Origin of the sequence: Burkholderia sp. 567 (assembly GCF_040545115.1) — a bacterium.
Classification (GTDB): Bacteria; Pseudomonadota; Gammaproteobacteria; order Burkholderiales; family Burkholderiaceae; genus Burkholderia; species Burkholderia ambifaria.
Window position 1 is genome coordinate 75,142 of record NZ_JBEPLG010000001.1, and the last position, 14,277, is coordinate 89,418.

A 14,277-nucleotide genomic window follows, 5' to 3' on the forward strand; every position below is an offset into this window, starting at 1 on the left:
CATTCCAGACTGGAGCCTGACATGAAGAAACGTTTCATCGTCGTTGCCGCGGCGCTTGCATGCGCCGGCGCTGCAACATCCGCATCCGCGTTCGCGCAGGCGAGCGACGCCGCCACCCCGGCGCGCGCGCGCCAGGCGCAGCTCGGCGATCCGTACGTGCCGCCGGCCGCGCGCAAGCCGACCGCCGGCACGCAGACGACGGGTGCCGCGCTGCACGCGCAGGTGGTGCGCAAGCTCGCGCGGCAGTTCGGCGCGGCCGATACGCAGAACACCGGTTCGATCACCGAAGCGCAGGCGCGCGCGGCCGGCCTCGGCTACGTCGCGAACCACTTCCGGCAGATCGACGCGAGCGGCAGCGGCCGCGTGTCGTTCTCCGACGTGCAGCGCTACATGCAGGCGCGCAGCACGAACCAGCAGTAAGCGCGGCGCGCGTGGATAACGGGGGCGGAACCCGCGACGCGTCGGGTTCCGCCCCCGTGCACGTGGCGCGGCCATTTCGTTGCCACCGCCGGCCTTTCTCATTATCTGGACAACGCATTCAAATATTGGAGACGAGTGCGTGCGCTCCTACAATCCGAAGCACATCGACAGCTTCGGACCCACGCATCGCGCGGCGCCCGACGCACACGGAGACACATTCCATGAAGTTCGCCGGGCGCTTTCCTCGGTGCATCGACCGCCGCGTTGCCGCGACGCCCGACCTCGTTCCGGCTTCGCGACCGCCGCTTCACCGATTCCGTTGAAAGCCCGTTCCATGACCAAGATGCCCGAATCCCTTGCTCTCGACGCCCGGCGTGCGACGCCGGACGATGCGCCGCTGACCGACAGCATCGGCGCGACCAGCACGCCGCTCGATCTCGCCGCGCAGCAGGCCGGCACGCAGACGCTGTTGCGCGGCCTCGCGATCCTCGAAGCGATCGCGAACGGCGCGCGCGACATGCGTGCGATCGGCGCCGCGCTCGGCACGACGCGCAGCACGACGCACCGTCTCGTCAGCAGCCTCGTGCAGGCGCGCTACCTGCGACAGGTGCAGGGCGGTTACCTGCTCGGCCCGAAGCTGATCGAGCTCGGCACGATCGCGCTCGAGCAGATGCCGCTCACGGCGGTCGCGCGGCCGCACCTCGAAGCGCTCGCGGAAGCGACGCTCGACACGATTCACCTCGGCGTGCGCGACGGCGACGACGTGCTGTACATCGACAAGATTCCCGGCACGCGCGGCCTCGAGATGCGTTCGCGCGTCGGCCACCGGATGCCGCTCGCATCGACCGGCATCGGCAAGGCGATGATGCTCGACCTCGATCCGGACGTGTGGCGCTCGCTGTTCGAAGCGGCGCGCCGCGCGCTGGCCGGCGTCAATTTCAAGCCGGACAACCGGCCCGAGACGAGCGCGTTCCTGCAGCGCATGGCGCACTACGCGGCCGGCGGCTACACGTTCGACCTCGAGGAAAACGAGGCGTCGATCCGCTGCGTGGCCGCGCCGATCCGCGACGCGTCGGGCGCGGTGGTCGCGGCCGTGTCGGTCGCGAGCACGATTCCGTACATGCCGCACGATCGGATGGATGAACTGATTCCGCTCGTGCAGCGTGAAGCGCGAGCCATTTCCGCTGAACTGGGCTGGAGCCCGCCGCAAGGTACCCGCAGGATCAAACGATGACCCATCCGACCCGGACCGCTCCGGACGCCAACTCCGCCGCCCCGTCGTTGATTGCGCTCGACTGGGGCACGACGTCGCTGCGCGCGTATCTGTTCGATGCGCACGGCGCGCTGCTCGACACGCGTAGCCGCGCGGCGGGCGTGATGCACGTGCCGGCCGGCGGCGCGCGTGCGTTCGACGTCGTGTTCGAGGAAGCGTGCGGCGACTGGCTCGACCGCGCGCCCGGCGTGCCGGTGCTGGCCGCCGGGATGGTCGGCAGCGCGCAGGGCTGGCGCGAGGCGCCGTATGTGGCGGTGCCGGCCGGCGCCGATGCGCTCGTCGCGGGCCTCGTCACGGTGACGACGGCGCGCGGCACGGCGGTGTCGATCGTGCCGGGCGTGATCGCGACGGGCGAATTGCCTGACGTGATGCGCGGCGAAGAAACGCAGATATTCGGCGCACTCGCTAACGATTCTCTGCTTGATGCCGATCGTTCAGGGCTACTGATCGGCTTGCCGGGCACGCATGCGAAGTGGGCGTGGGTGAAGGACGGGCTCATCGAGCGCTTCCAGACCTTCATGACGGGCGAGCTGTTCGCGGCGCTGCGCGACCACACGATCCTCGGCCGCACGATGCGCGCGAGCCCGACGCCCGACCGTGCGGCATTCGCGCGCGGCGTCGCGGTCGCCCGCGGCGCGCAGCGCGCGGGGCTGCTCGCGACGATCTTCAGCACACGCACGCTCGGCCTGACCGACCGGCTCGCGCCCGATGCACAGGGCGACTACCTGTCCGGCCTGCTGATCGGCCACGAACTCGGCGCGCTCGACGCGATGCTCGCGGAGCGCGGCGTCGCGCTCGCGAACCAGCCGCTGCTGCTGATCGGCGACGACGGATTGTGCGCGCGCTATGTCGATGCGCTGCGCGTGTTCGGCTGCCTGCATGCGCGCGTCGTCGCGCAGGCGACCGAGCGCGGCCTGTGGTGGATCGCATCGCGTGCCGGACTCGTGCGCGCGGACGGCGAGCCCGTCTGCGCCGATCAATGAACCGATTGAAGAGGAACCATCGATGTCGTCCGAACTGACCTTGCCCGCGCCGTACACGCCGCATCCCGCGTTGATGCGGGCGTTCGACGCATGCCCGCTGATCGCGATCATGCGCGGCATCACGCCCGCCGAAGCGGCCGACCACGGCCTTGCGCTGCACGAAGCCGGCGTGCGGATCGTCGAGGTGCCGCTGAACTCGCCCGATCCGTTCGACAGCATCGCGGCGCTGCGCCGCGCGTTGCCGGACGACATGATCGTCGGCGCGGGCACCGTGCTGCGCGCCGAATTCGTCGACCGCGTGCAGGACGCCGGCGGCACGCTGATCGTGATGCCGCACAGCGACGCCGCCGTGATCCGCCGCGCGCGCGAGCGTGGGCTCGCGAGCGCACCGGGCGTCGCGACGCCGACCGAGGCGTTCGCCGCGCTCGCGAACGGCGCCGACGTGCTGAAGATGTTCCCGGCCGAGCAGCTCGGCGTGTCCGTCGTCAAGGCGTGGCGCGCGGTGATCGACCGCGCGGTGCCGCTGCTTCCGGTCGGCGGGATCACGCCGGACAACATGCAGCCGTTCCTCGCGGCCGGTGCCAACGGCTTCGGCCTCGGCTCGGCGCTGTACCGGCCCGGCCAGTCGGCGGACGCGACCCTCGCGAATGCACGCGCGTTCCAGGCCGGCCTGCGCGCGGCGCTGGGCGGAGCCGCATGATGGGACGGCTCGCGGGCAAGGTCGCGGTGGTGACGGGCGCGGGCCGCGGGATCGGCGCCGCGATCGCGCAGGCGTTCGCGCGCGAGGGCGCGGCCGTCGCGCTCGTCGACCTCGACTTCCCGCAGGCGCAGCGCACGGCGGCCGCGATCGCCGCCGGCATCGACGGCGCGCGCGTGCTCGCGCTGCATGCGGACGTCGCGCGGCAGGACTCGGTGCGCGACGCGTTCGCGCAGACCGAAGCGGCGCTCGGCCCGCTCGACGTGCTGGTGAACAACGCGGGCATCAACGTGTTCGCCGATCCGCTGACGATGACGGACGACGACTGGCGCCGCTGCTTCGCGGTCGATCTCGACGGCGTGTGGCACGGCTGCCGCGCGGCGCTGCCCGGGATGGTCGAACGCGGTCGCGGCAGCATCGTGAACATCGCGTCGACGCATGCGTTCCGGATCATCCCCGGCTGCTTTCCGTACCCGGTCGCGAAACACGGCGTGCTGGGCCTCACGCGCGCGCTCGGCATCGAATACGCGGCGCGCAACGTGCGGATGAACGCGATCGCGCCCGGCTACATCGAGACGCAGCTCACGCGCGACTGGTGGGATGCGCAGGCCGACCCGGCCGCCGCGCGCGCCGAGACGCTCGCGCTGCAGCCGATGAAGCGGATCGGCAAACCGGAGGAAGTCGCGATGACGGCCGTGTTCCTCGCGTCCGACGAGGCGCCGTTCATCAATGCCGCGTGCATCACCGTCGATGGTGGACGCGCGGCGCTGTACCACGATTGACGCAACGATTCGAAAGACCGCACGTGCGACGGCCGCGCGCACGCTGCGTCGAAACCAACAAGCGGCTGCATCCCGTTCGATGAAGACAAGGAGACACTGGAGATGAAACGCAGAACGTTCGTAACGCTGGCCGCCGCGGCGGCGGTGGTGATGGGCAGTCCGGTCGCGCACGCGGCCGATCCGGTCAAGATCGGCTTTCTGGTGAAGCAGCCGGAAGAGCCGTGGTTCCAGGACGAATGGAAATTCGCCGAGATGGCCGCGAAGGACAAGGGCTTCACGCTCGTGAAGATCGGCGCGCCGTCGGGCGAGAAGGTGATGAGCGCGATCGACAACCTGTCCGCGCAGAAGGTGCAGGGCTTCATCATCTGCACGCCCGACGTGAAGCTCGGGCCGGGCATCGTCGCGAAGGCGAAGTCGCACAACCTGAAGATGATGACGGTCGACGACCGCCTCGTCGACGGCGCGGGCAAGCCGATCGAGTCGGTGCCGCACATGGGCATTTCCGCGTACAACATCGGCAAGCAGGTCGGCGACGGCATCGCGGCCGAGATCAAGAAGCGCGGCTGGAACATGAAGGAAGTCGGCGCGATCGACATCACGTACGAGCAGCTGCCGACCGCGCACGACCGCACGAGCGGCGCGACCGACGCGCTGGTGGCGGCCGGCTTCCCGAAGGCGAACGTGATCGCGGCGCCGCAGGCGAAGACCGACACCGAGAACGCGTTCAACGCGGCGAACATCGCGCTCACCAAGAACCCGCAATTCAAGCACTGGGTCGCCTACGGCCTGAACGACGAAGCCGTGCTCGGCGCGGTGCGAGCGGCCGAAGGGCGCGGCTTCAAGGCGGACAACATGATCGGCATCGGCATCGGCGGTTCCGATTCGGCGCTCAGCGAATTCAAGAAGCCGCAGCCGACGGGCTTCTACGGCACCGTGATCATCAGCCCGAAGCGCCACGGCGAGGAAACCTCGGACCTGATGTACGCGTGGATCACGCAGGGCAAGGCACCGCCGGCGCTGACGCTGACGACGGGCATGCTCGCGACGCGCGACAACGTGTCGAAGGTGCGCGACGAGATGGGGCTCGCATCGAAGTAAGCGGCTTGCCGGCTGCCGCGGCGATGCGGCAGCCGGCGATCGATGGATCTGCAAAGTGGGGAGACGACGTGTCAGCGGCACTGCGTTTTGACAATATCGGCAAGGTATTTCCCGGCGTGCGCGCACTCGACGGCATCTCGTTCGACGTGCATGCGGGCGAGGTGCATGGCCTGATGGGCGAGAACGGCGCGGGCAAGTCGACGCTGCTGAAGATTCTCGGCGGCGAATACCAGCCCGATGCGGGCAGCGTGCTGGTCGACGGCCAGCCCGTGCATTTCTCGAGTGCGGCCGCGTCGATCGCGGCCGGCATTGCAGTGATTCACCAGGAACTGCAGTACGTGCCCGACCTGACGGTCGCGGAGAACCTGTTGCTCGGCCGCCTGCCGAACGCGCTCGGCTGGGTGAAGAAGGGCGAGGCGAAGCGCCATGTGCGCGAGCGGCTCACCGCGATGGGCGTCGATCTCGATCCCGACGCGAAGCTCGGGCGGCTGTCGATCGCGCAGCGGCAGATGGTCGAGATCTGCAAGGCGCTGATGCGCAACGCGCGCGTGATCGCGCTCGACGAGCCGACGAGCTCGCTGTCGCATCGCGAGACCGAGGTGCTGTTCAAGCTCGTCGACGACCTGCGTGCGCAGGGTCGCGCGCTGATCTACATCTCGCACCGGATGGACGAGATCTACCGGCTGTGCGATGCGTGCACGATCTTCCGCGACGGGCGCAAGATCGCGTCGCACGAATCGCTCGCCGACGTGCCGCGCGAGCAGCTCGTCGCCGAGATGGTCGGGCGCGAGATTTCGGACATCTACCATTACGCGCCGCGCGCGCTCGGCGACGTGCGGTTTTCGGCCGAAGGCGTCGACGGCCCGGCGCTGCGCGAACCGGCGAGCTTCTCGGTGCGCGCGGGCGAGATCGTCGGGTTCTTCGGGCTGGTCGGCGCGGGGCGCAGCGAACTGATGCGGCTCGTGTACGGCGCGGACCGCCGGCGCGCGGGCGAGCTGACGCTCGACGGCAAGCGCATCGACGTGAAACGCACCGGCGACGCGATCCGCCACGGCATCGTGCTGTGTCCGGAGGACCGCAAGGAAGAAGGGATCATCGCGATGGCGTCGGTCGCGGAGAACATCAACATCAGCTGCCGCCGGCATTCGCTGCGCGCCGGGCTCTTCATCGACCGCAAGACCGAAATCGAGACGGCCGACCGCTTCATCCAGCGGCTGAAGATCAAGACGCCGAACCGCCGGCAGAAGATCCGCTTCCTGTCGGGCGGCAACCAGCAGAAGGCGATCCTGTCGCGCTGGCTCGCGGAGCCCGACCTGAAGGTCGTGATCCTCGACGAGCCGACGCGCGGGATCGACGTCGGCGCGAAGCACGAGATCTACGACGTGATCTACCGGCTCGCGGAGCGCGGCTGCGCGATCGTGATGGTGTCGTCGGAACTGCCGGAAGTGCTCGGCGTGTCCGACCGCATCGTCGTGATGCGCGAAGGCCGCATCGCGGGCGAGCTGGCGCGCGCGCAGGCGAACGAGCACGCGGTGCTCAGCCTCGCGCTGCCGCAGACGAGCGTCGCCGAGGCGGCCTGACGCGGTGTCAGGTCGCCGCTGGCGATGCAGGATATTCGAATCGATCACGCGCGGCGCGGGCCGCGCGATGCAGGAGCAGGAGACACAACCATGCAAGTCCGGGAAAACCTCGCCAGCGCAGCCGTGAAGCCGTCGGCCGACGCGCTGGTTCCACAGCAGAGCGACCGCCAGAAGTGGTGGCAGCACCTCACCGAATACAGCCTGATCGCGATCTTCGCGGTGATGTTCCTGACGATGTCGCTGACGGTCGATCACTTCTTCTCGATCGACAACATGCTCGGCCTCGCGCTGTCGATCTCGCAGATCGGGATGGTCGCGTGCACGATGATGTTCTGTCTGGCCTCGCGCGACTTCGACCTGTCGATCGGCTCGACCGTCGCGTTCTCCGGCGTGCTGTGCGCGATGGTGCTGAACGCGACCGACAACACGTTCGTCGCGATCATCGCGGCGGTCGCGGCGGGTGCGGCGATCGGGTTCGTGAACGGCGCGGTGATCGCATACCTGCGCATCAACGCGCTGATCACGACGCTCGCGACGATGGAAATCGTGCGCGGGCTCGGCTTCATCGTGTCGAAGGGGCAGGCGGTCGGCGTGTCGTCGGACACGTTCATCGCGCTCGGCGGGCTGTCGCTGTTCGGCGTATCGCTGCCGATCTGGGTCACGCTGCTGTGCTTCATCGTGTTCGGCGTGCTGCTGAACCAGACCGTCTACGGCCGCAATACGCTCGCGATCGGCGGCAACCCGGAGGCGTCGCGCCTCGCGGGGATCAACGTCGAGCGCACGCGCGTCTACATCTTCCTGATCCAGGGCGCGGTGACGGCGCTCGCCGGCGTGATCCTCGCGTCGCGCATCACGTCGGGCCAGCCGAACGCCGCGCAGGGCTTCGAGCTGAACGTGATCTCCGCCTGCGTGCTCGGCGGCGTATCGCTGATGGGCGGCCGCGCGACGATCTCGGGCGTCGTGATCGGCGTGCTGATCATGGGCACCGTCGAGAACGTGATGAACCTGATGAACATCGACGCGTTCTACCAGTACCTGGTGCGCGGCGCGATCCTGCTCGCGGCCGTGCTGCTCGACCAGTTGAAGAACCGCGGCGTACGCGACTGACCGATTCCACGGAGACGATTCGCATGACCATCGAAACTTCCGCGCAGGATCCGCGCGCCGCGAGCGACGCGCGCTATGCGCGCTACCCGAGCCTGGCGGATCGCGCGGTGCTGATCACGGGCGGTGCGACCGGGATCGGCGCGGCGTTCGTCGAGCACTTCGCGCGGCAGGGCGCACGCGTCGCGTTCGTCGATCTCGACGCGCAGGCGGGCCAGGCGCTCGCGGAAAGCCTCGCGCAGATGCCGGAGGTACGCCACGCGCCGCTGTTCCTGCCGTGCGACCTCACCGACATCGATGCGCTGCACCATGCGATCGACGCGATCCGCGCGCGGATCGGCGCGATCGCGGTGCTCGTGAACAACGCGGCGAACGACACGCGCCACGCGATCGCCGACGTGACACCGGCGTCGTTCGACGCAGGCATCGCGGTGAACCTGCGCCACCAGTTCTTCGCCGCGCAGGCGGTGATCGACGACATGAAGCAGCGCGGCGGCGGCGCGATCATCAATCTCGGCTCGATCAGCTGGATGCTGAAGAACGGCGGCTATCCCGTGTACGTGATGGCGAAGGCGGCCGTGCAGGGGCTCACGCGCGGGCTCGCGCGCGATCTCGGCCCGTTCGGGATCCGCGTGAATTCGCTGGTGCCCGGCTGGGTGATGACCGACAAGCAGCGCAGGCTCTGGCTCGACGACGCGGGCCGTGCGGCGATCAAGGCGGGCCAGTGCATCGACGCCGAGCTGCTGCCTGATGATCTCGCGCGCATGGCGCTGTTTCTCGCGGCCGACGACAGCCGGATGATCACCGCGCAGGACGTGGTGGTCGACGGCGGCTGGGCCTGATTGTAGGTATGGGTGCCGGGGTTCGCTCGGCACCGTGCGACGACCCGTATCGTTTCATCGACGAAGGAAAGGAGTTCACCATGACCGCCACGTCCTCGCGCACCTTGTCGTCCACGAGCCAGTCGCGCCGCGCGCGCCTGGCTGCCGCCGCGCAGCCGGTCAGCGCCGGCCCGCAGACCGCCGCGTTCGCGCAGGGCGTCGGCGCCGCGCATGCGGCGGCCGTCACGCTGTCGAACGCGGCGCTGCGGCTCGACGTGCTGCCGCACCTCGGCGGCGGCATCGCGCGCTTCGACTGGCGCGGCGACCATGGCGCGCTGGTGCCGGTGTTCCGCCGCTGCGAGCATCCGGAAACGGCCACGGATCCGAATGAACTCGCGTGCTATCCGCTGCTGCCGTATTCGAACCGGATCGGCAACGGCCGCTTCGAATGCGACGGGCGCAGCGTCGCGGTGCCGCGTAATCGTCGCGACGAGCCGCTGCCGATTCACGGCGATGGCTGGCTCGCGCCGTGGCAGGTGGACGACGCGACCGACACGACGCTGCAGCTGTCGCTCGATCGCGCGAGCGGCGCGCCGTATGCGTTTCGCGCGATCCAGTCGTTCGCGCTCGACGACACGACGCTGTCGATCGCACTGACGATCGAGAATGCGGGGCGCGCGCGGCTGCCGTTCGGTCTCGGCGTTCATCCGTTCCTGGTGCGCGACGACGTGACCGAGCTTGCCGCGGCCGCGGGCGGGCTGTGGCTGTCGGGCGCCGATTTCCTGCCGGTGCGGCACGTGAGCGTGCCGCCGGCCTGGCAGTTCGGCGTCGCGTATCCGTTGCCGGCGACGCTCGTCAATCATGCGTTCACCGGCTGGGGCGGCCACGCGGCGGTGAGCTGGCCGCGCCGCGGGCTGTCGCTGACGGTGGCGGCCGATGCCGATGCGTACGTGCTGTATACGCCGCCCGGCGAGGATTTCTTCTGCTTCGAACCCGTCGATCATCCGATCAACGCGGTGAATTTGCCCGGCGGTGCCGCCGCGCACGGCATGACGCTGCTCGCGCCGGGCGAGCGGCTCACGCGGCGTTTCGCGTTCACCGTCGAGCGGGCCGATACACGCGTCGATGCGGCCGCACGCGAAGGGCGCCGGCGACGCGGGTAAAATACGCGGTCTACCAACGGTTTGCCGCGAGTATCCGCCATGTCTTCCCCGCTTACTTTCATCGAATCGCTGCGCGCCGCGTGGCAGCGCACGAATTCGCTGCTGTGCGTCGGCCTCGATCCCGAGCCGTCGCGCTTTCCCGTGCAGTTCGACGGCCAGCCCGACGCGATCTTCGAATTCTGCCGGCAGATCGTCGACGCGACCGCACCGTATGCGAGCGCGTTCAAGCCGCAGATCGCGTACTTCGCCGCGCATCGCGCCGAAGACCAGCTCGAGCGCCTGATCGCGCACATCCACCTCCAGCATCCGGGCTTGCCCGTGATTCTCGACGCGAAGCGCGGCGACATCGGCAGCACCGCCGAGCAGTACGCGCGCGAGGCGTTCGAGCGCTATCGCGCGGACGCCGTCACCGTGAACCCGTACATGGGCTACGACTCGGTCGAGCCGTACTTCGAGCATGAAGGCAAGGGCGTGATCGTGCTGTGCCGCACGTCGAACCCGGGTGGCTCGGATCTTCAATTCCTCGACACGAACGGCCGGCCGCTGTACCAGGTCGTGGCCGATCTCGCGGCGAACAAGTGGAATGCAAAGAACGGCCAGCTCGGCCTCGTGGTGGGCGCAACGTTCCCGAACGAAATCGAGATCGTGCGCGGGATCGTCGGCGACATGCCGCTGCTGATTCCCGGCATCGGCGCGCAGGGCGGCGACGTGGAGGCCACCGTCAACGCGGGCCGCACGGCCGACGGCACCGGGATGATGATCAACTCGTCGCGCGCGATCCTGTATGCGAGCAAGGGCGAGGATTTCGCCGAAGCCGCGGCGCTCGCCGCGCAGAAGACGCGCGACACGATCAACGCGCATCGCTGACATACCGGCCGCCCGTCCGGGCGGCCTTTCACCGCCGCGCCCGCATTCGCGGGCCGCGCGCGTGCCTCCCGCGTGCCTCCCGCGCCTGCCGCATTGGCGCACGCGAACAACTTCCCGTCGCTTTCCCACCGCATGCCCGCGCCGCAATCGCGCGATGCTGCCGGGGATCAGGCCCTCGTCATCGATTTGTCACCATACTGTCACGAAAGGGAGCGACGTCATGCCCAAGCTGTCCCGCCGTATTCTGAGCGCGCTTGCCGCGTCGTTGTGCATGTCGTTCGCCCACGCGGCGGACCTGTCGCACTGGCCGGCGGACAGCGCGAAGGCGCTGAACGCGATGATCGCCGCCCATGCGAATCGCGGCGACTACGCGGTGTTCGACGCCGACAACACGACCTACCGCTACGACCTCGAGGAATCGCTGCTGCCGTATCTCGAGAACCGCGGCGTGCTCACGCGCGACTCGCTCGATCCGTCGCTGAAGCTGATCCCGTTCAAGGATTCCGCCGACTACAAGGAATCGCTGACGAGCTACTACTACCGGCTTTGCGAGATCGACGACCTGGTCTGCTACCCGTGGATCGCGCAGGCGTTCGCGGGGCTGTCGCTCGCGGATCTGAAGCGTCACGTCGACGCGATGCTCGCTGACGGCAAGCCGGTGCCGATCCGCTACTGGCAGGGCGACAAGGTCGTCGACGGCGCCGCGAATCCGCCGCGCTTCTTCCGCGGCATGCAGGAGCTGTACAACGCGCTGCGCGAGAACGGGATCGAGGTCTACGTGATGACCGCCGCGCACGAGGAGCTCGCGCGGCTCGTGCTGTCCGATCCGAAATACGGCTACAACGTGAAGCCGCAGAACGTGATCGGCGTGACGACGCTGCTGCGCAATCCGGCGACGGGCGCGCTGACGACGTCGCGGCTGCAGATCAAGGCCGGCAAGTACGACGAGGCCGCGAACCGCAACCTCGTGATCACGCCGTTCCTGATGAACCCGATGACCTGGTACGAAGGCAAGCTCGGCTCGATCGTCGGCTGGATCGATCAGTGGAAGAAGCCGGTGCTCGTCGCGGGCGACACGCCGACGTCCGACGGCTACATGCTGCTGAATGCGACCGACGTCGCGCGCGGCGGCGTGCGCGTCTGGGTCAACAAGAAGGACAAGCAGATGGCGCAGATCCGCGCGTGGTCGGACGAATCGGCCGCGAAGCAGAAAGCGCTCGGGCTGCCAGTCACGGCGGACAAGAACTGGATCGTCGTGAAGCCCGACGCGATCCAGTAAGCGGGGAGGGCGCCGGCCGCCGCAGCCGGTGCGGCGGCAAATCAGCGTGGGTTCGGCCTTCGCTCAGCCTTCGCGCTCGTCGAGCAGCTTCAGCAGCCCGCGCAGCGCATGCGCGGCGGCCTGCGTGCGAATCTGCTCGCGGTCGCCCTTGAACACGCGCGTCTCGACGTCGGTATGCAGCCGGTTGCTCCACGCGAACGACACGGTGCCGACCGGCTTTTTCTCGCTGCCGCCTGCCGGGCCGGCGATGCCGGTCACGGACAGCGCGACCTGCGCGCGGCTGTTGCGCAGCGCGCCTTCGGCCATCGCACGCGCGACCGGCTCGCTGACGGCGCCGTGTTTGTCGATCAGGTCGGGCGGCACGCCGATCATCTCGATCTTGGCCTGGTTCGAATACGTGACGAAGCCGCGCTCGAACCACTGGCTGCTGCCGGAGATGTCGGTGATCGCCGCGGCGATCATGCCGCCCGTGCAGGATTCGGCGGTGGCGAGCGACAGGTGCTCGTCACGCAGCTTGTTGCCTGCGCGGATCGCAAGCTGATGGACGACGGAATCGGTTGGCATGCGCGTCGGGAAACGGGAGTCGGGAACAGCGGTCAGCTGACGGCGGAGCGCCACAGGGCGATCACGAGCAGCGTCATGAACGCGGCGATCAGGTCGTCGACCATGATGCCGAGCCCGCCTTTCACGCGACGATCGAAATAGCGGATCGGCGGCGGCTTGAGCATGTCGAAGAAGCGGAACACGACGAACGCCCACAACTGGCCGATGAAGGTCGCGGGCGTGACGAACAGCATCACGAGCCAGATCGCGACGATTTCGTCCCAGACGACGGCGCCCGGATCGGTCGTGCCCATCCTGCGTGCGGTGAAACCGGTGATCCACGTGCCTGCGACGAACCCGACCGCGATCAGCGCCCACCATTCGGGCACCGTCAGGTAGCCGTTCAGCACGACGAACGTGAGCCACCCGAACAGCGAGCCGAACGTGCCGGGCATGAACGGCGCGAGCCCGCTGCCGAAGCCGAGCGACACGATGTGCGCAGGGTGCGACAGCATGAAGCGCACGGTGGCGCGCTGCGGCGCGTTCCGGGCGGCGCCGGGCGCGGCCGCGTTCGGTGCGGTCGTCGGGTCAGTCTGCATGGAAGTGGTCGAAACCGTGCAACGTGAGAGTCAGGGGCGTGCCGGCGGCGTCGCGCCACGCGATCGCGGGCTGCTCCGACGGCGAGGACAACGCGTGTATTGTACCGACTCGCGTGACCCGAACGCCGCTGCTTGTACCCGCCGCCTCGACCGCCGCGCGGGCCGCGGCCGGTGCCGTGAAGCACAGTTCGTAGTCGTCGCCGCCGGCCAGCGTGCAGCGTCGCTGCACATCGGGCGGCAGCGTCGCGAGCGCGGCCGAGCGCGGCACCGCGTCGGCGTCGATGTCGGCGCGCACGTTCGAGCGGGTCAGGATGTGCCGAAGGTCGCCGGCGAGGCCGTCCGAGATGTCGAGCGCCGCATGCGCGACGCCCGCGAGTGCCAGCCCGAGCGCGATGCGCGGCTCGGGACGCTCGAGCGCCTGCCGGAACGCGGCGGCTTCGGCCGCGCCGGCGCTCCATTCGCCGCGCGCGAGGCCGAGCCCCGCGCGCGCGTCGCCGAGCGTGCCGGACACCCAGACGTCGTCGCCGTCCCGCGCGGCATCGCGCCGCAGCGCCGCATCCGGCGCGACTTCACCGAACACGGTCACGCACAGGTTCAGCGGCCCGCTGGTCGTGTCGCCGCCGATCAGCTCGCAGCCGAACCGTTCGGCGAGCGCGAACAGCCCGTTGCTGAACGCCTCGAGCCACGCGGCGTCGGCGCGCGGCAGCGCGCACGCGAGCGTGAACGCGCGCGGCTCGGCGCCCATCGCCGCGAGATCCGACAGGTTGACCGCGAGCGTCTTGTGGCCGAGCGCGTCGGGCGCGACATCGGCAAAGAAATGGCGGCCTTCGACCAGCATGTCCGTCGAAATGGCCAGCAATTTTCCGGATCGCGGCGCGATCAGCGCGCAATCGTCACCGATGCCGAGGGTCGACGCACGTGCGCCGCGGGCCGCGCGGCGCGCGAAGAAGCGATCGATCAGCGAAAACTCGGACAAGGCGGCTGGCACGGCGGACGGACCCGGAAGCGGTGAAAGGAACGGCATTGTACGCAGCGAACGGCGCCGTTCCTGCACCGTTCAGACCATTT

Annotated in this window: 15 protein-coding genes; 12 read left to right on the forward strand and 3 right to left on the reverse strand. The window is 69.1% G+C overall.

What is annotated here, in order from left to right; genetic code table 11:
- Positions 1–21: 21 nt before the first annotated feature.
- The 12 genes from ABIC50_RS00355 (at position 22) to ABIC50_RS00410 (ending at position 12,067) form a co-directional block, all read left to right on the forward strand.
- Entirely contained in the window at positions 22–420 is a 399-nt protein-coding gene (locus tag ABIC50_RS00355; protein WP_354161008.1) for an EF-hand domain-containing protein, read from the forward strand.
- A 334-nt stretch (positions 421–754) separates the two neighbouring features.
- Positions 755–1,654, forward strand: a complete 900-nt coding sequence (locus ABIC50_RS00360; RefSeq protein ID WP_011655931.1) for an IclR family transcriptional regulator — start codon at positions 755–757, stop codon at positions 1,652–1,654.
- Complete coding sequence (locus tag ABIC50_RS00365) at positions 1,651–2,676, forward strand: 2-dehydro-3-deoxygalactonokinase (RefSeq protein WP_175704590.1); 1,026 nt, start codon at positions 1,651–1,653, stop codon at positions 2,674–2,676. The genes ABIC50_RS00360 and ABIC50_RS00365 overlap by 4 nt, the downstream gene beginning before the upstream one ends.
- A 22-nt stretch (positions 2,677–2,698) precedes the next feature.
- Positions 2,699–3,376, forward strand: coding sequence for a 2-dehydro-3-deoxy-6-phosphogalactonate aldolase (locus tag ABIC50_RS00370; RefSeq protein ID WP_175661529.1), 678 nt, complete (start codon positions 2,699–2,701; stop codon positions 3,374–3,376).
- Complete coding sequence (locus tag ABIC50_RS00375; protein ID WP_041491315.1) at positions 3,376–4,155, forward strand: SDR family oxidoreductase; 780 nt, start codon at positions 3,376–3,378, stop codon at positions 4,153–4,155. Before ABIC50_RS00370 ends, ABIC50_RS00375 begins: the two co-directional genes overlap by 1 nt.
- 102 nt (positions 4,156–4,257) lie before the next feature.
- The gene (locus tag ABIC50_RS00380; protein ID WP_006755510.1) at positions 4,258–5,253 is read left to right on the forward strand and encodes an arabinose ABC transporter substrate-binding protein; all 996 of its coding nucleotides are present in this window, start codon (positions 4,258–4,260) and stop codon (positions 5,251–5,253) included.
- 68 nt (positions 5,254–5,321) lie between these two features.
- A complete protein-coding gene (gene araG / locus ABIC50_RS00385) occupies positions 5,322–6,833 on the forward strand; it encodes an L-arabinose ABC transporter ATP-binding protein AraG (protein ID WP_041491316.1) in 1,512 nt (503 codons plus the stop codon).
- A gap of 90 nt (positions 6,834–6,923) precedes the next feature.
- Positions 6,924–7,940, forward strand: a complete 1,017-nt coding sequence (araH, locus tag ABIC50_RS00390; RefSeq protein ID WP_012363061.1) for an L-arabinose ABC transporter permease AraH — start codon at positions 6,924–6,926, stop codon at positions 7,938–7,940.
- 23 nt (positions 7,941–7,963) lie between these two features.
- On the forward strand, positions 7,964–8,779 hold the full coding sequence (locus ABIC50_RS00395) for an SDR family NAD(P)-dependent oxidoreductase (RefSeq protein ID WP_354161010.1): 816 nt from the start codon (positions 7,964–7,966) through the stop codon (positions 8,777–8,779).
- Positions 8,780–8,859: 80 nt separating this feature from the next.
- Positions 8,860–9,921 (forward strand): aldose 1-epimerase, encoded by a 1,062-nt coding sequence (locus tag ABIC50_RS00400; protein WP_175713729.1) that lies wholly within the window; start codon positions 8,860–8,862, stop codon positions 9,919–9,921.
- Between the two features lie 39 nt (positions 9,922–9,960).
- Positions 9,961–10,788, forward strand: a complete 828-nt coding sequence (pyrF, locus tag ABIC50_RS00405) for an orotidine-5'-phosphate decarboxylase (RefSeq protein WP_011655939.1) — start codon at positions 9,961–9,963, stop codon at positions 10,786–10,788.
- A 220-nt stretch (positions 10,789–11,008) separates the two neighbouring features.
- Complete coding sequence (locus tag ABIC50_RS00410; protein ID WP_126227140.1) at positions 11,009–12,067, forward strand: HAD family hydrolase; 1,059 nt, start codon at positions 11,009–11,011, stop codon at positions 12,065–12,067.
- Positions 12,068–12,130: 63 nt separating this feature from the next.
- On the opposite strand, the gene ABIC50_RS00415 is transcribed toward ABIC50_RS00410, so the two are convergent.
- Genes ABIC50_RS00415 through thiL form a run of 3 tightly spaced genes read right to left on the reverse strand, consistent with a single transcriptional unit; the run spans position 12,131 to position 14,233 of the window.
- Positions 12,131–12,631, reverse strand: a complete 501-nt coding sequence (locus ABIC50_RS00415; protein ID WP_012363065.1) for a CinA family protein — start codon at positions 12,629–12,631, stop codon at positions 12,131–12,133.
- Between the two features lie 32 nt (positions 12,632–12,663).
- Positions 12,664–13,209: a phosphatidylglycerophosphatase A family protein gene (locus ABIC50_RS00420; protein WP_011655942.1), complete on the reverse strand. Its 546-nt coding sequence runs from the start codon at positions 13,207–13,209 to the stop codon at positions 12,664–12,666.
- Positions 13,199–14,233: a thiamine-phosphate kinase gene (gene thiL, locus ABIC50_RS00425; RefSeq protein WP_354161013.1), complete on the reverse strand. Its 1,035-nt coding sequence runs from the start codon at positions 14,231–14,233 to the stop codon at positions 13,199–13,201. Before thiL ends, ABIC50_RS00420 begins: the two co-directional genes overlap by 11 nt.
- Between the last annotated feature and the right edge of the window lie 44 nt (positions 14,234–14,277).

Coding starts and splice junctions, on each gene's coding strand:
- ABIC50_RS00355 (WP_354161008.1), top strand. CDS start 22: ATGAAGAAACGTTTCATCGTCGTTGCCGCGGCGCTTGCATGCGCCGGC.
- ABIC50_RS00360 (WP_011655931.1), top strand. CDS start 755: ATGACCAAGATGCCCGAATCCCTTGCTCTCGACGCCCGGCGTGCGACG.
- ABIC50_RS00365 (WP_175704590.1), top strand. CDS start 1,651: ATGACCCATCCGACCCGGACCGCTCCGGACGCCAACTCCGCCGCCCCG.
- ABIC50_RS00370 (WP_175661529.1), top strand. CDS start 2,699: ATGTCGTCCGAACTGACCTTGCCCGCGCCGTACACGCCGCATCCCGCG.
- ABIC50_RS00375 (WP_041491315.1), top strand. CDS start 3,376: ATGGGACGGCTCGCGGGCAAGGTCGCGGTGGTGACGGGCGCGGGCCGC.
- ABIC50_RS00380 (WP_006755510.1), top strand. CDS start 4,258: ATGAAACGCAGAACGTTCGTAACGCTGGCCGCCGCGGCGGCGGTGGTG.
- araH (WP_012363061.1), top strand. CDS start 6,924: ATGCAAGTCCGGGAAAACCTCGCCAGCGCAGCCGTGAAGCCGTCGGCC.
- ABIC50_RS00395 (WP_354161010.1), top strand. CDS start 7,964: ATGACCATCGAAACTTCCGCGCAGGATCCGCGCGCCGCGAGCGACGCG.
- ABIC50_RS00400 (WP_175713729.1), top strand. CDS start 8,860: ATGACCGCCACGTCCTCGCGCACCTTGTCGTCCACGAGCCAGTCGCGC.
- pyrF (WP_011655939.1), top strand. CDS start 9,961: ATGTCTTCCCCGCTTACTTTCATCGAATCGCTGCGCGCCGCGTGGCAG.
- ABIC50_RS00410 (WP_126227140.1), top strand. CDS start 11,009: ATGCCCAAGCTGTCCCGCCGTATTCTGAGCGCGCTTGCCGCGTCGTTG.
- ABIC50_RS00415 (WP_012363065.1), bottom strand. CDS start 12,631: ATGCCAACCGATTCCGTCGTCCATCAGCTTGCGATCCGCGCAGGCAAC.
- ABIC50_RS00420 (WP_011655942.1), bottom strand. CDS start 13,209: ATGCAGACTGACCCGACGACCGCACCGAACGCGGCCGCGCCCGGCGCC.
- thiL (WP_354161013.1), bottom strand. CDS start 14,233: ATGCCGTTCCTTTCACCGCTTCCGGGTCCGTCCGCCGTGCCAGCCGCC.